At 30.6% G+C, this 18,767-nt stretch carries 21 protein-coding genes; 19 read left to right on the forward strand and 2 right to left on the reverse strand.

Translation table 11 applies throughout. The annotated features are described in order from the left end of the window. Positions 1–59: 59 nt before the first annotated feature. A complete protein-coding gene (locus ELQ05_RS06760; RefSeq protein ID WP_070316453.1) occupies positions 60–755 on the reverse strand; it encodes an aspartate/glutamate racemase family protein in 696 nt (231 codons plus the stop codon). Positions 756–874: 119 nt separating this feature from the next. After that, positions 875–1,570 (reverse strand): uracil-DNA glycosylase, encoded by a 696-nt coding sequence (gene ung / locus ELQ05_RS06765; protein WP_070316454.1) that lies wholly within the window; start codon positions 1,568–1,570, stop codon positions 875–877. Positions 1,571–1,842: 272 nt separating this feature from the next. Between ung and aspA the strand changes: the two genes are divergently transcribed. The 19 genes from aspA (at position 1,843) to atpA (ending at position 18,767) form a co-directional block, all read left to right on the forward strand. Next, positions 1,843–3,249: an aspartate ammonia-lyase gene (aspA, locus tag ELQ05_RS06770; RefSeq protein ID WP_002894249.1), complete on the forward strand. Its 1,407-nt coding sequence runs from the start codon at positions 1,843–1,845 to the stop codon at positions 3,247–3,249. A gap of 15 nt (positions 3,250–3,264) precedes the next feature. Next, on the forward strand, positions 3,265–4,602 hold the full coding sequence (locus tag ELQ05_RS06775; RefSeq protein ID WP_070316455.1) for an anaerobic C4-dicarboxylate transporter: 1,338 nt from the start codon (positions 3,265–3,267) through the stop codon (positions 4,600–4,602). 107 nt (positions 4,603–4,709) lie between these two features. Continuing rightward, complete coding sequence (locus ELQ05_RS06780; protein WP_070316456.1) at positions 4,710–6,071, forward strand: COG3014 family protein; 1,362 nt, start codon at positions 4,710–4,712, stop codon at positions 6,069–6,071. A 9-nt stretch (positions 6,072–6,080) separates the two neighbouring features. After that, a complete protein-coding gene (locus tag ELQ05_RS06785) occupies positions 6,081–6,449 on the forward strand; it encodes a YcfL family protein (RefSeq protein WP_002934140.1) in 369 nt (122 codons plus the stop codon). A gap of 23 nt (positions 6,450–6,472) precedes the next feature. Continuing rightward, complete coding sequence (gene lpoB / locus ELQ05_RS06790) at positions 6,473–7,096, forward strand: penicillin-binding protein activator LpoB (protein ID WP_002851945.1); 624 nt, start codon at positions 6,473–6,475, stop codon at positions 7,094–7,096. A gap of 81 nt (positions 7,097–7,177) precedes the next feature. Then, positions 7,178–8,530: a hypothetical protein gene (locus ELQ05_RS06795; protein ID WP_134224915.1), complete on the forward strand. Its 1,353-nt coding sequence runs from the start codon at positions 7,178–7,180 to the stop codon at positions 8,528–8,530. 9 nt (positions 8,531–8,539) lie between these two features. Next, complete coding sequence (locus tag ELQ05_RS06800) at positions 8,540–9,730, forward strand: CsgG/HfaB family protein (RefSeq protein WP_088303766.1); 1,191 nt, start codon at positions 8,540–8,542, stop codon at positions 9,728–9,730. Between the two features lie 158 nt (positions 9,731–9,888). Further along, complete coding sequence (rplU, locus tag ELQ05_RS06805) at positions 9,889–10,197, forward strand: 50S ribosomal protein L21 (protein ID WP_070316460.1); 309 nt, start codon at positions 9,889–9,891, stop codon at positions 10,195–10,197. 10 nt (positions 10,198–10,207) lie between these two features. Then, positions 10,208–10,462, forward strand: a complete 255-nt coding sequence (gene rpmA, locus ELQ05_RS06810; protein WP_002800974.1) for a 50S ribosomal protein L27 — start codon at positions 10,208–10,210, stop codon at positions 10,460–10,462. 106 nt (positions 10,463–10,568) lie between these two features. After that, positions 10,569–11,606, forward strand: coding sequence for a GTPase ObgE (obgE, locus tag ELQ05_RS06815; protein ID WP_070316461.1), 1,038 nt, complete (start codon positions 10,569–10,571; stop codon positions 11,604–11,606). A gap of 122 nt (positions 11,607–11,728) precedes the next feature. Then, a complete protein-coding gene (proB, locus tag ELQ05_RS06820) occupies positions 11,729–12,484 on the forward strand; it encodes a glutamate 5-kinase (protein WP_070316462.1) in 756 nt (251 codons plus the stop codon). A gap of 73 nt (positions 12,485–12,557) precedes the next feature. Continuing rightward, a complete protein-coding gene (gene fmt, locus ELQ05_RS06825; protein WP_134240041.1) occupies positions 12,558–13,475 on the forward strand; it encodes a methionyl-tRNA formyltransferase in 918 nt (305 codons plus the stop codon). After that, positions 13,438–14,091 carry a biotin--[acetyl-CoA-carboxylase] ligase gene (locus ELQ05_RS06830; RefSeq protein WP_002867821.1) on the forward strand — a complete coding sequence of 218 codons (654 nt, stop codon included), beginning with the start codon at positions 13,438–13,440 and terminating at the stop codon, positions 14,089–14,091. The genes fmt and ELQ05_RS06830 overlap by 38 nt, the downstream gene beginning before the upstream one ends. Continuing rightward, a complete protein-coding gene (locus ELQ05_RS06835; protein ID WP_002851697.1) occupies positions 14,088–14,873 on the forward strand; it encodes a ParA family protein in 786 nt (261 codons plus the stop codon). The genes ELQ05_RS06830 and ELQ05_RS06835 overlap by 4 nt, the downstream gene beginning before the upstream one ends. 5 nt (positions 14,874–14,878) lie before the next feature. After that, positions 14,879–15,715 carry a ParB/RepB/Spo0J family partition protein gene (locus tag ELQ05_RS06840; protein WP_002851919.1) on the forward strand — a complete coding sequence of 279 codons (837 nt, stop codon included), beginning with the start codon at positions 14,879–14,881 and terminating at the stop codon, positions 15,713–15,715. A gap of 60 nt (positions 15,716–15,775) precedes the next feature. Then, complete coding sequence (locus tag ELQ05_RS06845; RefSeq protein ID WP_002857723.1) at positions 15,776–16,201, forward strand: FoF1 ATP synthase subunit B'; 426 nt, start codon at positions 15,776–15,778, stop codon at positions 16,199–16,201. 10 nt (positions 16,202–16,211) lie between these two features. Next, complete coding sequence (locus tag ELQ05_RS06850) at positions 16,212–16,724, forward strand: F0F1 ATP synthase subunit B (protein WP_070316464.1); 513 nt, start codon at positions 16,212–16,214, stop codon at positions 16,722–16,724. 2 nt (positions 16,725–16,726) lie between these two features. Further along, the gene (locus ELQ05_RS06855) at positions 16,727–17,248 is read left to right on the forward strand and encodes a F0F1 ATP synthase subunit delta (RefSeq protein ID WP_002851861.1); all 522 of its coding nucleotides are present in this window, start codon (positions 16,727–16,729) and stop codon (positions 17,246–17,248) included. A gap of 13 nt (positions 17,249–17,261) precedes the next feature. Next, complete coding sequence (atpA, locus tag ELQ05_RS06860; protein ID WP_133401948.1) at positions 17,262–18,767, forward strand: F0F1 ATP synthase subunit alpha; 1,506 nt, start codon at positions 17,262–17,264, stop codon at positions 18,765–18,767.

The raw sequence follows: 18,767 nt of genomic DNA on the forward strand, positions 1-18,767 counted from the left end.
GATATAAGTATAAATCTTTTCAAAATATTGCAATTTGCCCATTTTTGGGCATCTTTTAATCATAAATCTTTTAAAGCTTCATTAGCAGCATCAAGGGCGTGAATAAGGCTTGTGTCAAAAATTTTAATATTTGTATCATTTTTGGATATTAATAAACCAATTTCAGTGCAAGCTAAAAGCACTCCCTTTGCCCCTTTTTCTTGTAGTTTATTTATAATATTTAAATATTTTTCTTTAGAATCTTGCTTGATTTCACCTTTGCAAAGCTCATTAAAAATAATATCATTAACGATTTTTATATCTTCATCACTAGGAGTAATAACGCTAATATTTTCTTCAATCAGCATTTTTTTATAAAAATCCTGAGTCATTGTGTATTTAGTACCCAATAAACCAATTTTTTGTATGTTTTCTTGTTTTAAAGCCTTAGCAGAGCTTTTTGCAATATGTAAAATAGGGATATTTATGTTTTGTTGAATTTCATCAAAAACCTTATGCATAGTATTAGTTGCAATTATTATAAAACTAGCCCCCGCAAGTTCTAATTTTTTAGCACACTGACTTAAAATTTGTGCAGCTTCTTGCCATTTATCTTGGCTTTGTAAATTTTCTATTTCTTCAAAATTAACACTGTAAAGTAAAATTTTTGCAGAATTTAAAGATTTTAATTTATCATTTATAGCTTGATTTATTGTTTTATAATAAGTAATAGTACTTTCAAAACTCATTCCGCCTATAATACCAATGGTTTTCATTTTTCTCCTTAAGAATTAATTTTTGAGTTATTTTATTACAATATATTTCATAGAAATATGATTTATTTTTAAATAAATAAATATATTTTAATATTTTTATTAAAATTTAAAATAATTTTTTAAACTATTTTCCAATCTATAGGAATTTTACCAACTTTTTTTAAAAATTCATTAGCCTTTGAAAAATGCTTACAACCTAAAAATCCTGTTCTAGCTAAAGGGCTTGGGTGGGCTGCTTTTAAAATCAAATGCTTAGTATTATCAATCAAAATCTCCTTGTTTTTTGCGTAATTTCCCCAAAGCATAAAAACAAGTCCTGATTTTTCATTGCTTAATTTATGTATTATAGCATCACTAAATTCTTGCCAACCCCACGAACTATGGCTAGCTGCTTTATTTGCTTCAACGCTAAGAATAGAATTTAAGAGCAAAACTCCTTGTTTTGCCCAAGAGCTTAAATCTCCGCTTTTTGCTGGAGTGATGTTTAAATCATTTTGCAATTCTTTAAAAATATTATTAAGACTTGGTGGGATTTTTATATTTTTTGGAACCGAAAAACTAAGCCCCATTGCTTGATTTGGTTGATGATAGGGATCTTGTCCTAGGATAATAATTTTAATTTCTTTTAAAGGACATAAATTAAAAGCATTAAAGATTAAATTCGCAGGCGGATAAATAACTATATTTTGATTAATCGCATTTAGGTATTGTTTTTTGATTTCTAGAAAATATTTTTTTTGAAATTCGTCTCTTAAAAATTCTTTCCAGCCATCATTTATTTTAATCTTATCTATGTTTATTGTAATTTCTTCCATATTATTCCTAATTATTTAAATTATTAAAAATTTTTATTCTAACAAAAAAGCTTACAAAAATATATTAATTTTTTTTGAAGTAAATAAAATTTTTTATATTAATAAAAATTAAATATAAAGACATAATTAGGATATAAAAATACTTAATTTATTGTATTTGAAAGTAGTTTATTTATTAACCAATTATTAACTAAAAATGCAATATCATTATTTTATGATTTAAATCAAAAATTTTTGATTTTAAATTAAAATATTTTTATGAAAGGTTCAAAATGGGAACAAGAAAAGAACATGATTTTATTGGGGAATTAGAAATCTCTGATGAGGTTTATTATGGAGTGCAAACTTTTAGAGCTGTTGAAAATTTTGATATTTCTCATGATAGATTAAAAGATTTTCCTCGCTTTGTTAGAGCTTTGGCTAGAGTAAAAAAAGCTGCAGCTATGGCAAATCATGAATTAGGTCTTTTGGATAAAAATATTCAAGATGCGATTATTAAAGCGTGCGATAAAATTTTAGAAGGCGGGTATTATGATCAATTTGTAGTAGATATGATCCAAGGAGGTGCTGGAACAAGTACAAATATGAATGCTAATGAAGTTATAGCAAACATAGGGCTTGAACTTATGGGTCATAAAAAAGGTGAATACCAATATCTTCATCCAAATGATCATGTTAATTTAAGCCAAAGTACTAATGATGCTTATCCTACAGCTTTACACCTTGCCTTGCATGATTATTTAAGTGATTTGGCAAAAGCTATGGAACATCTAAAAAAAGCTTATGAGAGAAAAGCTGAAGAATTTAAAGATGTTCTTAAAATGGGTAGAACCCAACTGCAAGATGCTGTACCTATGACTTTAGGTCGCGAATTTAAAACTTTTGCTGTAATGATAGGTGAAGATATACAAAGAGTATTAGAAGCTAGAAAATTGATTTTAGAGATCAATTTGGGTGGAACTGCTATTGGAACGGGAATTAATTCTCATCCTGATTATCCCAAGGTTGTAGAAAGAAAAATAAGAGAAGTGACAGGTTTTGAATATACTGTGGCTGAGGATTTGATTGAGGCGACTCAAGATACGGGAGCTTATGTACAAATTTCAGGTGTTTTAAAACGTGTTGCAACAAAACTTTCTAAAGTATGTAATGACTTAAGACTTTTAAGTAGTGGTCCAAAATGTGGTCTTAATGAAATTAATCTTCCAAAAATGCAACCAGGTAGTTCTATCATGCCAGGTAAGGTAAATCCTGTTATTCCTGAAGTAGTTAATCAAGTTTGTTATTTTGTTATCGGAGCAGATGTAACTGTAACTTTTGCTTGTGAGGGTGGACAATTACAACTTAATGTTTTTGAACCAGTTGCAGCGTATAGCTTATTTAATTCTATTGTAATGCTAGAAAAAGCAATGTATACTTTAGCTGATAAATGTATAGATGGTATTACTGCAAATGAAAAAATTTGTTCAGACTTTGTCTATAATTCAGTAGGTATAGTAACAGCTTTAAATCCTTATATTGGCTATGAAAATTCAGCCTCTATAGCTAAAGAGGCAATGAATACTGGAAAAAGAGTGGCTGATATTGTACTTGAAAGAGGGCTTTTAAGTAAAGAACAAATTGATGAAATTTTAACTCCATCAAATATGCTAAATCCTCACATGGAAGCTAAAAAATAGCACTTAGGATTTAATATGGATATAATGATAATTTTGCAAGTAATCGTCCTTCTTGGGGCGATTTTTATCGGTATTCGTTTAGGCGGTATTGCTATAGGTTATGCTGGAGGATTAGGCGTAGTTATACTAGGACTTGTTTTAGGTATGAAACCTGGTAATATTCCTTGGGATGTTATTTTAATTATTGCTGCAGCTATTGCAGCAATTTCTGCTATGCAACAAGCAGGTGGACTTGATTATATGGTAAGGGTGACAGAAAAAATTTTAAGATCAAGCCCTAAATTTATAAATTATTTAGCTCCAGCTTGTGGATGGTTGCTTACAATCTTAGCAGGAACAGGAAATGCAGTATTTTCTTTAATGCCTGTTGTAGTCGATGTTGCAAAATCTCAAAACATAAAACCTAGTGTTCCGCTTTCGTTAATGGTTGTTTCTTCGCAAATTGGAATCACTGCTTCTCCTGTGAGTGCAGCTGTGGTTTATATGAGCGGAGTTTTAGAGCCGCTTGGATGGAATTATCCAACTTTAATTGGAATTTGGATCAGTACAACTTTTATAGCTTGCATACTTGCAGCTTTTATAGTGAGTTTAATCACTCCTATGGATTTAAGCAAAGATAGTGTTTATCAAGAACGCTTAAAAGCAGGACTTGTTAAAGATGCAAGATCTATTTTACATGGTGAAGATAAACCAGGTGCTAAACTTTCAGTAGGAATTTTCTTGATCACTGTTTTGGCAGTTGTACTTTATGCAACTGCAATTTCAAGCAATATTAAATGGATTGATCCTGTTGTGGTTCCAAGAGATGCAGCTATTATGAGCTTTTTACTTACTGCAGCAACTTTGATCACTTGGCTTTGTAAAGTTGAACCAGGTAAAATTCTTGACACTAGTGTATTTAAAAGCGGTATGACTGCTTGTGTTTGCGTTTTTGGTGTAGCATGGCTTGGAAATACTTTTGTTGCAGGACACGAAGCTTCTATTAAAGAAGTAGCAGGCGACTGGGTTAAACAAACCCCTGCTATGTTAGCAGTTGCATTTTTCTTTGCAAGTATGCTTTTATATTCTCAAGCAGCAACTGCAAAGGCCATTGTACCTGTAATTATCACCGCTTTAGGAATTTCAGCAGCAAATCCGCATGATTCTTATATGCTTGTAGCTTGTTTTGCAGCAGTTTCGGCACTTTTTGTGCTTCCAACTTATCCAACCTTACTTGGTGCTGTGCAAATGGATGATACAGGAACGACTAGAATTGGTAAATTTATATTTAATCACTCTTTCTTTATACCAGGAGTTTTAGCTATTGCAATTGCTGTAGCATTAGGCTTTGTATTAGCTCCTATGCTTATTTAAATCAAACCCTAGGTTTTTCTCTCCTAGGGTTAAAATTTTTTCATTAGTTTTTAAGTATATACTACGCTATAATATTCATTTTTAATTTTCTTTAAGAAAGGAATTTAATGAAGATAAAAGTTGGGTTGATTTTTTCAGGTATTGTTTGCCTTTTTTTAACAGCCTGTGTTAATCAGGTTAAACAAAATACAACATTTGAAAATGCTTTAACACAAAAATATTGTGGTGATGATTTTTTCAATCAAAATTTAGAAAAAATTAAAAAAAATGATGATGTCATTTATACAGGATTAAATGCAGGTTTGATTGCTAGAAATTGTAGTGATTTTAACAAAAGTAATGTATTTTTTGATGCTGCGGAAGAATCTTATAAATATGATGTGGATTTAGAAAATGTAGGCTCTAAAGCAGCTAAATTTGTTGGTACAACCTTGCTTAATGATACTATAGTTGATTATGATGGTTCTTTATATGAAAGAATTATGGTTAATATATATAAAGCTCTAAACTATATGGAAGAAGATGATTATGAAAATGCAAGAGTTGAGTTTAATCGTGCTTTAATGCGTCAAGATAAGGCAAAAGAATATTTTGCTAAAGAAATTGAAAAAAATCGTGCTGATTTAGATAAGGCAAAAGAAGATAAAAATTATGATAAAAATATGAATGAAAATTCAAAAGTTATAGAAGAGCAATATGACAACTTATTTAAAGAATTTGATACAACAAAAAATTTCATAAATCCTTATGCGACTTATCTTGCTTCAATATTTTTCTTTATGGATAAAGATTATAGAAAAGCTGCAGATTTATTTAGAGAAGTAGCTATTATTTATCCAAAAAATAAAACTATCAAAAAAGAGGCTAAAATTTTTAAAGAATATGCCACAAAAATAAAAGTCAAAAAAGCTAAAAAATATGTTTTTGTAGTTTATGAAAATGGATTTGGTGTAGTTAAGGATGAATTTGCTTTAACCTTACCTTTTATAGTGGATAAAAAAATTATTAGCACAAATATTGCTTTACAAACCTTGAAAAAAAGGGAAGCTTCTTTTGCAAATTTAAATATAAATGGTCAAAATACAAATGATTTTGTAGATTTAGACAATATTGTCGCTACTGAATTTAAAATAAATATGCCTGTAATGATTGCTAAAGCCTTAGCTCAAACTATAATTAAAACCACTTTAAATGTAGCTGTTGCAAATAATGACTCTACAGGTGGATGGCTAAGTCTTGCAACAGCAGTAGCAACTGCTGCAACCAACAAAGCTGATGTGCGTTCTTGGAGAGGTTTGCCAAAAAGTATTGCCATAGCAATAATAGAAAACGACGGAAATTTGGAAATCAAAGATCCACAAGGCAATATTTTGTTTCAAAAATCATTGGATAAAAATAAAAATGCTCTTGTGATAGTGCGTTCTTTTGCTCCGTATTTACCTGCAAGTGTTGCTATCATGGAAAAATAAGGCTAAAAGATGAAAAAAATTATTTTATTTATTTTAATGTTTTTACTTAGTGCTTGTGCACCAAGTTATCAAATAAATTCAAATCAAAATACTGTAATTTTAGGTTCAAATTTACCAAAAAGTTTAGTCAAACAGTTTCAAAAGCGTATAAATAGCAATGGTTATTTAGAGTTTGAAGTGATTTTACGCAGTACTTTTGCTAAAGATTTAATTTATAAAGTGGATTGGTTAGATAAAGATGGTTTTGTGCTAAGAGATGTTTTAAATGAGGACTATCAAGCCCTTAGAATTCCAGCAGGACAAGAGGTGATTCTTCGTAAGCTTGCATCTGATACAAGAGCGAAGGATTTTAGATTAGAAATTAAAGTAAAAAATTAATCTCATTTTGGGAAGGATAAATCATGAAAAAAACAAAAATTTTAGGAACAGCTCTTATTGGAGCTTTGCTTTTTAGTGGTTGTGCACAAACAGCTTATACAGATGGAAAGGCAAGTCAGGTGAAAAAAGGCGATGCTTTAACCTTGGGTCTTGATAGACAAGATTTTGAAAGTGCAGCTGAAACTATGATAAATAGTATGTTAAGCGATCCTGCTTTTGCAAATATTAAACCAGGTACAAGAAAGGTTATTGCTATTGGTAGGGTTGTGAATGATACCCCGCAAAGAATCGATACTGAAAAACTTACCGCAAAAATCACTTCTGCATTAAGAAAATCAGGTAAATTTGTTCTAACTTCAGCAGTTGCTGCAGGCGGAGCACTTGATAGCATGAGTGAAGATGTAAGAGAATTAAGAGATAATGATGAGTTTAATCAAAAAACCATAGCAAAAAAAGGGACATTGGTATCGCCTGATTTTTCTCTTGCGGGTAAAATTAGACAAGATAATGTAAAACTTAGCAATGGTAAAACTCAAGTAGAATACTTTTTCTTACTAAGACTTACTGATTTAACATCAGGTTTAGTTTATTGGGAAGATGAACAAACTATCGATAAAACCGGTTCTAGTAAATCAGTTACTTGGTAAAATAAAAATTAATTTATGAATAAAATTTTTAGCTCAAGTGTTTAGCTTGGGCTTTTTTTATGATTTTTAAAAGGATACGAAATGAAAAAAATATTATTTATCGGCTCTTTAGTTATGGCAAGTTTACTTTATGCACAAGGTTCCCAGCCTGTAGAAATTATTGAGCCAGAACAAACAGAACAAACACCAGTTACAAAACCTAAAACAGAGAATTTATCAAATCTTATGAATAAAGCGAGCAAAGCTCTTAAAAGAAAAAATCCTGAAGCTGTAGTTTATACTGCAAAAGCTTCTATTGATGTAGGACCTGATGATTCGCAATATTATGATTATTTAGCAACTGCTTATTCCGAAGCTGTTTTAAAGCTTAAAGCTAATATGGTTTTATCAAAAGCAGGGATAATTGCTGTTAAAGAAACTTTATCTTATTTTCATAAAACCATTCCTGATGATAAATTAAATCAAGAAATGCAAAAAAAAGCAGATGTAGAACTAAAAAAATTACAAGAAAAACAAGCAGATGCGGATAAAATTTTTGATTTTATAGGTAAGCTTATATCTGAATTTGCGCAAAAACTACCACCTGAAAAACAAGATTCTAAATTTGTAGCAGAACTTGAAGATAAAATTTTTGAAAACACTTATAATCAAGGTTTTACAAAAACTGCCATGGATGAAATTACAGGATTAATTCCTTATGAAACTTTTATAGTAAATGATGAAGATGGCTATCAAGTAGGTGTTTTAGCTTATACTACGCCAAATTCTTTACAACTTGCTAGAGATTTAAAACAAGGACATCAATCAAAACCTACAGATAAAAAAGAACAATGCAAAAATCCTGATGATATAGCTGATGCTATGGATGATGATGCATTGCTTTCTCATTTGGGTATAAAATACTTTTTTAATGAAAATTGTCGTCCAGCAATTTTAGCTTATGGTATGTCTTCTTTCATAAAAGAAGAAGGAATGAATGCAGATTATCAAGAAGAGGAAGAAGAGCGTGCTAAAGGCAGAGCAGATGCTTTCATATCATCGTTTTTATCTTCTTCGGTATCAGCAAACATTAAAGATAGCTCAACAAAAGAAAAAATAAAAAAAGCTATGATTAAAGCTGTTGCCCAAGGAGATACTACTAATTACAATACAAAAAAAACAGGACCTCAAACTTCATTAATAAAAGAAATGTCAAAAGATTTCAGTGCTGATTCAAGTATGAGTTTATTAGGAATTGAAGATGCTAGAATTTGGAGTGTGGATAAGGGGGATTATAGAGTAGTAGGTGCGATACGTTATTATTCTATGGGCAGTATAGAAGCTGCTAATAAAAGATTTGATCCAAACTATGGGGCAACACCAAAATCTAGCACACCAAAAAAAGTTATACCTAGTGTAAAACACTCATCAAACCTTGATGTAGATGATTTTTAAGGAAAATCAATGAGAGTTTTATTTGTATCACTAGTTTTTTTTGCATTTTTAAATGCTAAAGTTGTCACCACTAGCACGACAAAACAAGCACAAGGAGAAGGTTATGGTGTTACTTACGAACAAGCCGTGGGTAAAGCTTTAGCTGATGCCATATCTCGTATGTATGGTGGTAGTTTAAGTCAAAGTACAAATTTTAAAACTAAAAGTACAAAAGACAAAAATGGACAAAATTTAGAAAAAAGCTTCAATGATGAAATTCGTCGTGCTACAAAAGGTAGTTTTGACTCTTATGAAGTGATTTCTAAAATCCAAACCAATGACGGGTTTAATGTTAAAGTTGTGATTAAAAAAACCACAACAACAAAAAAGTATCAAGCTCCAGGTTTAAGTGCAGATAATAGAAGAAGTATTACTGTTTTTGATTCTACTCCAGATGCTGCAAAAAGAGGTATAGGCTCAGCTTTGCAACAAAAAATCATTTCTGATTTATTGCAAAGTCGTAAATTTAATGTTTTAGACCGTGATTCTAGTGGCTATTATGAAATGGAAAAAGCTTTAATCAAAAGTGGCGACGCAGCTAGCGATGAAGTTTATAAACTTAAAAATGTGTTAGCAACAGATTATATTTTATTGTTTTCTATTTCAGGACTTGAAGGTAAACAAAAAACAAGCAATTTAACAGGAAAAAGCAAAACTGAAATTGAAGTTATCGTAGATTATCGTGTGCTTTTATTTGCTACAAGACAAATTAAATTTTCTAATACTTTAAGTATGAAAGTCAATCTTAAAGACAATAGTCTTAGTGGCAATGAAGCTGCACTCAAACAAATTGCAAATCGTATTGCAGGAGATATTTTAAATGCAATTTATCCTTTAAAGATTGCAGCTGTTGAAAACAATGAAGTGGTATTTTCTCAAAGCTTAAATCAAGGTGATGTTTATGAATGTTTTGCTCTTGGCAAGGCTATAAAAGATACTTATACAAAAGAAAATACAGGAAGAGTAGAAAGCAAAACAGGAAGTATTGAAATCACTCGCACAAGCCCTAAACTTTCTTATGCAAAAATCACAGAAGGTAGTGTAAAAGTGGGCGATATTTGTAGACCTTTAATTGGTAGCAATAGTGGAAATGGCTACACTATAGGTCGTGATGCAAATTATCAAACCCAAGAAGGCGGCGGAGTAAATCTAGGCTTTTAAATTTTTAGAGTTTGATTTTTCTCAAACTCTAAATCCTTTCTTAAATTCATCAAAAATTAAAGAAAAATTTTGTAAAATCGAAATTTTATTAAACCACTAAAGCTTTTAAATCCGTTATTGCGGTGCTTTATGGTACTACCAATTTATAAGGAAAAGCAATGTATGCTATTATCAAACACAGCGGAAAGCAATACAAAGTAAGTGTTGGCGATGAGCTAAAACTAGATCACTTTGAAGCTGAAAGCAAAGCAAGTATTGAAGTAAGCAAAGTTCTTGCTATCAATGATAAAGAATTAAAGGTAGGTGCGCCTTTCGTAGCAGGTGCAAAAGTTGTTTTGGAAGTGATCAATCACGGAAAAGATAAAAAAGTTGTGATTTACAAAAAAAGACGCAGAAAAGATTCTAAACTCAAACGCGGTTTTAGAAGACAATTTACTCGCGTTGTAGTAAAAGATATCAAAGCTTAAGGAGTAAAGAATGGCACACAAGAAAGGTCAAGGTTCAACTCAAAATAACCGCGATTCTATAGGTCGTCGTTTAGGTGTTAAAAAATTTGGTGGCGAGTTTGTTAGAGCCGGAAATATCATCATCCGCCAAAGAGGAACTGCAACTCATGCAGGTAACAATGTAGGTATGGGAAAAGATCATACTATCTTTGCTTTGATTGATGGTTTTGTAAAATTCGAAAGAAAAGACAAAGACAGAAAAAAAGTTTCTGTATATCCTGCATAAGTTTTTAGGACGCTTTTTAGCGTCTTGAAAAATTTAAATTTATAAATTTAACTTCTTTTATTTACTCAAATTTAGCTTTATAAATTTAAAGTCAAAGGCAATTTAAATGTTTATTGATAGTGTTAAAATTACTTTAGCTTCAGGCGATGGTGGTAAAGGTGCTGTAAGTTTTCGTCGTGAAAAACATGTTCCACTTGGTGGCCCTGATGGGGGAGATGGTGGAAATGGTGGTGATATTATTTTCGTATGTGATAATAATACCCACACTCTTGTAAATTTCAAAGGCAAAAGAGAATTACGCGCACAAAATGGTGCTGGTGGAATGGGACGTAATAAAAATGGCAAAAAGGGTGAAAATTTAGAACTCATAGTGCCTGAAGGAACGCAAGTTATTGATGTACAAACCAATGAAATTTTACTCGATCTTACCAAAGAAGGACAAAGAGAGCTTTTTTTAAAAGGTGGAAAAGGCGGACTTGGCAACACTCATTTTAAACACGCCACTAATCAACGTCCTGATTACGCACAACCTGGTATAAAAGGAGAAAGTCGCTTAGTCAGACTTGAGCTTAAACTTATTGCCGATGTAGGGCTTGTAGGCTTTCCAAATGTGGGAAAATCTACTCTTATAAGCGTTGTTTCAAATGCAAAACCTGAAATTGCAAATTATGAATTTACCACTCTTACTCCAAAACTTGGACTCGTGGATGTAGATGAGTATAATTCCTTTGTTATGGCTGATATTCCAGGGATTATCGAAGGAGCAAGTGGAGGCAAAGGCTTAGGACTTGCCTTTTTAAAGCACATAGAAAGAACGAGCTTTTTGCTTTTTGTATTAGATCCTATAAGGCAAATGCCTTTAAAAGAACAATTTATAGTGCTAAGAAAGGAACTTGAAAAATTTTCCAGTGAACTTTTTGGGCGTAAATTTGGTATCATGATTTCAAAAAGTGATAGTGTTAATTTAGGAGAAGAATTTGCCGAGCAAATTGCTTTAAACATTAATGAGTTAGAAAATTATCTCAAAGAAATAAATAACCCACAAAGCTTTTTAATCAAAGTCTCAAGTCTTGAAAAAACAGGACTTAAAGAACTTAAATTCATGCTTTTAGAAGAAATTAAAACTTTAAGAAATAACAAATAAAAATTTTAACAATCTAGGAAGTGTTTTATATTAAAAATTTCAAACACTCCCTATTTTTTCAAAAAATAACTAGTTTATATGAAATTTTGGCTAAAATTATAAAAATTTTTTAAGGAATAAGCATGAAAAGAATAGTTGTTAAAGTGGGTTCTCATGTGATTAGCGAAGAAAACACTTTAAGTTTTGAGCGTCTTAAAAATTTAGTCGCATTTTTAGCTAAACTCATGGAAAAATATGAAGTGATTTTAGTAACTTCAGCGGCTATTTCAGCAGGACACACCAAACTAGATATCGATAGAAAAAACCTCATTAATAAACAAGTTTTAGCTGCTATTGGACAACCTTTTTTAATCAGTGTTTATAACGAGCTTTTAGCCAAGTTTGGCAAACTAGGCGGACAAATTTTACTTACAGGTAAGGATTTTGACTCTAGAAAAGCTACTAAACACGCAAAAAATGCTATCGATATGATGATAAATTTAGGAATTTTGCCTATTATTAATGAAAATGACGCTACAGCCATAGAAGAAATTGTCTTTGGTGATAATGATAGCCTAAGTGCTTATGCTACGCATTTTTTTGATGCGGATTTGCTTGTGATTTTAAGCGATATTGATGGATTTTACGATAAAAATCCTAGTAAATTTAGTGATGCAAAGCGTTTAGAAAAAATCACTCATATTAAAGAAGAATGGCTACAAGCAACCATAAAAACAGGTAGTGAGCACGGAACAGGTGGTATAGTAACCAAACTTAAAGCAGCTAAATTTTTACTTGAACACAATAAAAAAATGTTTTTAGCAAGTGGCTTTAATCTAAATGTAATTGAAACCTTTTTGCTTGAAAATAAACAAATAGGCGGAACTTTGTTTGAGTGATTAATTTATTAAATTCTCTTTTAAAATCAAATAAGCTATAATTAAAACTTTTAATTTCACACAAAGCGAAAAAATGAAAAAAATTATTTTTATGGGTACTCCATCTTATGCAACTTGTATTTTAAAAGCACTAGTAGAAAATGAAAATTTTAAACTCGTAGCACTTTTTACTCAGCCTGATAAAGCTGTAGGTAGAAAGCAAATTTTAACTCCAAGTCATACTAAGGCTTTTTTAAGTCAAAATTATCCTAGTATTCCTATTTTTACTCCAAGTTCTTTAAAAGATGAAAATATTATAAGAGAGATTAAGGATTTAAATCCTGATTTTATCGTGGTTGCTGCCTATGGAAAAATTTTACCTAAAGCCATTTTGGATTTAGCACCTTGTGTGAATTTGCACGCTTCTTTACTTCCAAAATACCGTGGTGCCAGTCCGATTCAAAGTGCGATTTTAAATAAAGATGAAAAAAGTGGAGTTTGCACCATGCTTATGGAAGAAGGGCTTGATACAGGTGCTATACTTGAAAGCTTAGAGTGTGATATAAAAGATAAAAATTCAAGTGAAGTTTTTGAACTTTTAGCAAATTTGGCCGCTAAGCTCATCCTCACTACTCTTTTAAATTTTGATAAAATTACCCCTAAAAAACAAGAGGAAAGTCTAGCAACGCTTTGCAGAAAAATCAAAAAAGAAGATGGGCTTATAAATTTGCAAAATGCAAGAGAACTTTATCAAAAATATCTAGCTTTTACCCCTTGGCCTGGAGTTTTCTTGGAAAATGGACTTAAATTCTTAGAACTTGAACTTGTGGATGAATTAAAACAAAATGCTAGGATGGGTGAAATTTTAGAATTAGAAAAAGAAAGTTTTTTGCTTGCTTGCAAACAAGGAGTTTTGCGTATTAAAAAACTTCAAGAAAGTGGAAAAAAAGCTCTTGATGGTAGGACTTATTTAAATGGAAAAAGGCTTAAAAGTGAAGATAGTTTGTGTTGAAAGTATAGACTCAACTCATCTTTTTTTATGCGAGCAAATACGCAATGGAAAGATTGATGAAAATTTTGCTATTTATGCTTTAGAACAAACAAATGGAGTTGGAAGTAGGGAAAATTCTTGGCAAAGCTCTAAAGGAAATTTACATCTTTCTTTTTGTATTAAAGAAGAAGATTTACCAAAAGATTTACCTTTAGCTTCTGTGAGTATTTATTTTGCTTATTTACTTAAAGAAGTTTTACAAGAAAAAGGTTCTAAAATTTGGCTTAAATGGCCTAACGATCTATATTTAGATGATAAAAAAGCTGGAGGGGTTATAAGTGCTAAAATTTCAAATTTTATCATAGGCGGTATGGGTTTAAATCTCAAATTTTCACCCCAAAATACAGCTTTATGCGATATAGAAATTTCGCTTAAAGATTTAGTGAGTGAGTTTTTGCAAAAAGTAGAAAAAAAAATTTTATGGAAGAATATTTTTAGCAAGTATATGTTAGAATTCGAAAAATCAAGAAAATTTAGCGTCCATCATGAAGGTAAAGTTTTTTCACTTGAAAATTCTTTTTTGTATGAAGATGGTTCAATTTTACTAGGTGATAAAAGGGTGTATAGTTTAAGATGAGCGAAATTATTACAATAGCAAATCAAAAAGGTGGAGTAGGAAAGACTACAACAGCAGTAAATTTAGCCGCTTCCTTAGCTGTGGCTGAGAAAAAAGTACTTTTGATTGATGTTGATCCGCAAGCTAATGCGACTACAGGACTTGGTTTTAATCGTAATAATTATGAGTATAATATTTACCATGTTTTTATAGGAAGAAAAAAGCTTTCAGATATTATTTTAAAAACAGAATTGCCACAACTTCATTTAGCTCCTTCAAATATAGGTCTTGTAGGTATAGAACAAGAGCTTGCTAAAGGTGAAAATAATGAGAAAAAAATGCTGCTTAAAAATCAAATTCAAGAAGTGATTGATGAGTATGATTTTATTATTATTGATTCTCCGCCTGCTCTTGGAAGTATTACTATAAATGCTTTTGCAGCAAGTGATAGCGTAATTATCCCTATACAGTGTGAATTTTATGCGCTTGAGGGTGTAGCTATGGTTTTAAATACAATTAAAATTATCAAAAAAACTATTAATTCTAAACTCAGGGTTCGTGGATTTTTACCGACAATGTATAGCTCTCAAAATAATCTTTCTAAAGATGTTGTAGATGATTTGAAACAAAATTTTAAAAAACAACTTTTTACTATTAATGGAAATGAAGATGACTTTATTGTGATCCCTCGCAATGTAAAACTTGCAGAAAGTCCAAGTTTTGGAAAGCCTATAATTCTTTATGATATTAAATCACCAGGTTCTGTTGCTTATCAAAATTTGGCGTATTCTATATTAGGATAATTATAATGGGGTTAAATAAAGATAGGGGTTTAAGTAGTTTAATCAGTGATATGGATACTGTTTATAGTAAAGAATTGGGTTTTGATAAAAATCAAAGCACTATGATAGAAATTGATCAAATTTCACCCAATCCATTTCAGCCAAGAAAGAATTTTGATCAAGAAGCTTTAGATGAACTTGCTAATTCTATCAAAGAATTTGGACTTATTCAGCCTATTATTGTATTTAAAAAAAATAATAAATTTATTTTAATTGCTGGGGAACGTCGCTTAAGAGCAGTGAAAGCATTAGGAAAAAAAGAAATTCTAGCTTTTATTGCTGATATTGATGAGAATAAGCTTAGAGAATTGGCTCTTATTGAAAATATACAAAGAGAGAATTTAAACCCTATTGAGCTTGCTAATTCTTATAAGGATTTAATGCAAGTTCATAAAATTACTCAAGAGAATTTAGCAGAACTTATTCATAAGTCTCGCACTCAAATAACAAATACTTTAAGACTTCTGAATTTAGATATTAGAACTCAAGAGTTGATTGCTTCTGGAAAAATTTCTCAGGGTCATGCTAAAGTTTTGGTTGGTTTAGATCAAAAAGATGAAAAAATGTTGGTTGATAGTATAATAGGTCAAAAACTTAATGTTAGAGATACTGAAAAAATAGTTAAAAAAATAAAAAATAATGAAAGCTTACCTAATCAAGAATTTGAAGATGAAATAAAAAAATTAAAACAAATACTAAATCGCTTTGGATTTGACTGCAAAAATAAAAATAATGATTTTGTAATTCATTTAGAAAATATTGATAAAATTAAAAAATTAATCAAAATGCTTGAAAAGCTTTAACCAAAATCTTAGCTTTTTTATGGTAAAATAGTCCTTCGAAAATTCTAACCAAGGAGAATTATGTTTGAAGATATGCATCCTTCCATAATGCTTGCTACTATGGCTATTTTTTTAGCTATGATAGTTATTTTAAATAGTATGCTATATAAGCCGCTTTTAAAATTTATGGATGAAAGAAATGATTCTATAAAAAATGATGAGAATAAAGTAAAAGAAAATTCTCAAGAAGTTTTAGGTGTGAATGATGAATTAGAAGCTATTCATATTAACACTAGAGAAGAAATTCAAAAAATTAAACAAAGTGCTATAGCTGCTGCTAAAGAAGAGGCAGAGCAAATTCTTAGAAGCAAGAAAGAAGAATTGGAAAGAAAAATGGCCAGTTTTTATGCAGATTTAGCCGTTCAAAAAAAAGAGTTGCAAGAACATTTAAACATACATTTACCTGAGCTTAAGCAAGCTTTGCAAAATAACATAAAGAAAATTTAAGAGGAGAGAAATGAGTAAGTTATTCTTTATTATATTTTTGCTACCTTTATATGCTTTTGGTGCATCAAATGGTAGTGGAGAATATGATATTATTCCAAGGACTATTAATTTTCTAATTTTTGTGGCTATATTGTATTATTTTGTTGCAACTTCATTTAAAAATTTTTACAAAAACCGTATTGTAAAAATTTCTTCTAAACTTGATGAAATTCAAAAAAAACTTTTAGAAAGTAAAGCTAAGAAATTAGATACGATGAAAAAACTTGAAGAAGCTAAGGCAAGTGCTGCTGCCGCTTTAATTACAGCAAAAAAAGAAGCTGAAATTTTAGTTCAAAATATTAAGAAAGAGACTCAAGATGAGTTAGATTTACTTCAAAAACATTTTGAGGAACAAAAAGATTATGAATTTAGAAAAATGGAAAAAGAATTAGTATCAAATACTTTAAATGAAATTTTTTCTGATCCAAATATGACATTAAAACAGAGTGAAATAATAGAACTTATGATGAAGAAGGTATCTTAAATATGGAAAATATAATTGCAAGAAGATATGCAAAAGCGATAGCTTCAAGAGCTGATATAAATGATTTTTATCAGAATTTGTGTATTTTAAATTCTGCTTTTGTTTTGCCAAAATTTAAAAATATTATAGAATCTAATGAGATTAAAAAAGAAAGAAAAATGGAATTTCTTGATTCTTTTTTTGATATTAAAAATTCTAGTTTTCAAAATTTTTTAAGACTTTTGATTGAAAATTCAAGATTAGAATGCATTCCTCAAATAGTTAAAGAACTTGAAAGACAAAAAGCTTTTAAAGAAAATATTTTTGTTGGTATTGTATATTCTAAAGAAAAATTAAGTCAAGAAAATCTTAAAGATCTTGAAGTAAAACTTAACAAAAAATTTGATGCAAATATTAAATTAAACAATAAAATCAGTCAAGATGATAGTGTTAAAATAGAATTAGAAGAATTAGGTTATGAACTTTCTTTTTCTATGAAAGCTCTTCAAAATAAGCTAAACGAATATATATTGAAAATTATCTAAGGAGAAAAAGTAAATGAAATTTAAAGCTGATGAGATCAGTTCAATAATCAAAGAAAGAATTGAAAATTTTGATTTAAATCTTGAAATTGAAGAAACAGGAAAAATTATTTCTGTAGCTGATGGTGTTGCTAAGGTATATGGACTTAAGAATATTATGGCTGGAGAAATGGTAGAATTTGAAAATGGTGATAAAGGAATGGCCTTAAACCTTGAAGAGTCGAGTGTAGGTATTGTTATACTTGGAAAAGGAGAAGGTTTAAAAGAAGGTGCTTCTGTAAAAAGACTTAAGAAATTACTTAAAGTTCCAGTAGGTGAGGCTTTGATTGGCCGTGTTGTAAATGCTTTAGGTGAGCCAATTGATGCTAAAGGTGTGATCAATGCTAATGAATATCGTTTTGTTGAAGAAAAAGCAAAAGGTATTATGGCGAGAAAAAGTGTTCATGAGCCTTTACATACAGGAATTAAAGCTATTGATGCACTTGTGCCAATTGGTCGTGGTCAAAGAGAGCTTATCATAGGCGATAGACAAACAGGTAAAACTACTGTTGCTGTTGATACTATTATATCTCAAAGAGGTCAAGGAGTTATCTGTATATATGTTGCAATTGGTCAAAAGCAAAGTACAGTGGCACAAGTGGTTAAAAGACTAGAAGAACATGGTGCTATGGAATATACTATTGTTGTAAATGCTGGTGCTTCAGATCCTGCGGCTTTACAGTACTTAGCTCCATATACTGGTGTAACCATGGGTGAATTTTTTAGAGACAACGCAAAACATGCTTTAATTGTTTATGATGATTTGAGCAAGCATGCTGTAGCTTATCGCGAAATGTCTTTGATTTTACGTCGTCCTCCAGGTCGTGAAGCTTATCCAGGCGATGTTTTTTACCTTCATTCAAGATTGCTTGAAAGAGCAAGCAAGCTAAATGATGAATTAGGTGCTGGTTCTTTGACGGCATTGCCGATAATTGAAACACAAGCAGGAGATGTTTCTGCTTATATTCCAACTAATGTTATTTCAATTACAGATGGACAAATTTTCTTAGAAACTGATTTATTTAACTCAGGAATTCGTCCTGCAATTAATGTTGGTTTATCAGTATCTCGTGTAGGTGGGGCTGCTCAAATTAAAGCTACAAAACAAGTTTCAGGTACATTAAGACTTGACCTTGCTCAATATAGAGAGCTTCAAGCTTTTGCACAATTTGCTAGTGATTTAGATGAGGCAAGTAGAAAACAACTTGAACGTGGACAAAGAATGGTTGAACTCTTAAAACAACCACCTTATTCTCCGCTTAGCGTTGAAAAACAAGTAGTTTTAATTTTTGCAGGAACCAAAGGTTTCTTAGATGATATTGCTGTTTCTAGAATTAAGGAATTTGAAGATGGAATTTATCCTTTTATTGAGGCAAAATATCCAGATATTTTTGAGCAAATTCGCTCTAAAAAAGCTTTAGATTCTGATTTGGAAGAAAAACTAGCTAAAGCCATTAATGAGTTTAAAGCAAATCATTTATAA

The organism is Campylobacter sp. US53 (assembly GCF_004378995.1).
Lineage (GTDB): Bacteria > Campylobacterota > Campylobacteria > Campylobacterales > Campylobacteraceae > Campylobacter_D > Campylobacter_D jejuni.

Coding starts and splice junctions, on each gene's coding strand:
- ELQ05_RS06760 (WP_070316453.1), bottom strand. CDS start 755: ATGAAAACCATTGGTATTATAGGCGGAATGAGTTTTGAAAGTACTATT.
- ung (WP_070316454.1), bottom strand. CDS start 1,570: ATGGAAGAAATTACAATAAACATAGATAAGATTAAAATAAATGATGGC.
- aspA (WP_002894249.1), top strand. CDS start 1,843: ATGGGAACAAGAAAAGAACATGATTTTATTGGGGAATTAGAAATCTCT.
- ELQ05_RS06775 (WP_070316455.1), top strand. CDS start 3,265: ATGGATATAATGATAATTTTGCAAGTAATCGTCCTTCTTGGGGCGATT.
- ELQ05_RS06780 (WP_070316456.1), top strand. CDS start 4,710: ATGAAGATAAAAGTTGGGTTGATTTTTTCAGGTATTGTTTGCCTTTTT.
- ELQ05_RS06785 (WP_002934140.1), top strand. CDS start 6,081: ATGAAAAAAATTATTTTATTTATTTTAATGTTTTTACTTAGTGCTTGT.
- lpoB (WP_002851945.1), top strand. CDS start 6,473: ATGAAAAAAACAAAAATTTTAGGAACAGCTCTTATTGGAGCTTTGCTT.
- ELQ05_RS06795 (WP_134224915.1), top strand. CDS start 7,178: ATGAAAAAAATATTATTTATCGGCTCTTTAGTTATGGCAAGTTTACTT.
- ELQ05_RS06800 (WP_088303766.1), top strand. CDS start 8,540: ATGAGAGTTTTATTTGTATCACTAGTTTTTTTTGCATTTTTAAATGCT.
- rplU (WP_070316460.1), top strand. CDS start 9,889: ATGTATGCTATTATCAAACACAGCGGAAAGCAATACAAAGTAAGTGTT.
- rpmA (WP_002800974.1), top strand. CDS start 10,208: ATGGCACACAAGAAAGGTCAAGGTTCAACTCAAAATAACCGCGATTCT.
- obgE (WP_070316461.1), top strand. CDS start 10,569: ATGTTTATTGATAGTGTTAAAATTACTTTAGCTTCAGGCGATGGTGGT.
- proB (WP_070316462.1), top strand. CDS start 11,729: ATGAAAAGAATAGTTGTTAAAGTGGGTTCTCATGTGATTAGCGAAGAA.
- fmt (WP_134240041.1), top strand. CDS start 12,558: ATGAAAAAAATTATTTTTATGGGTACTCCATCTTATGCAACTTGTATT.
- ELQ05_RS06830 (WP_002867821.1), top strand. CDS start 13,438: ATGGAAAAAGGCTTAAAAGTGAAGATAGTTTGTGTTGAAAGTATAGAC.
- ELQ05_RS06835 (WP_002851697.1), top strand. CDS start 14,088: ATGAGCGAAATTATTACAATAGCAAATCAAAAAGGTGGAGTAGGAAAG.
- ELQ05_RS06840 (WP_002851919.1), top strand. CDS start 14,879: ATGGGGTTAAATAAAGATAGGGGTTTAAGTAGTTTAATCAGTGATATG.
- ELQ05_RS06845 (WP_002857723.1), top strand. CDS start 15,776: ATGTTTGAAGATATGCATCCTTCCATAATGCTTGCTACTATGGCTATT.
- ELQ05_RS06850 (WP_070316464.1), top strand. CDS start 16,212: ATGAGTAAGTTATTCTTTATTATATTTTTGCTACCTTTATATGCTTTT.
- ELQ05_RS06855 (WP_002851861.1), top strand. CDS start 16,727: ATGGAAAATATAATTGCAAGAAGATATGCAAAAGCGATAGCTTCAAGA.
- atpA (WP_133401948.1), top strand. CDS start 17,262: ATGAAATTTAAAGCTGATGAGATCAGTTCAATAATCAAAGAAAGAATT.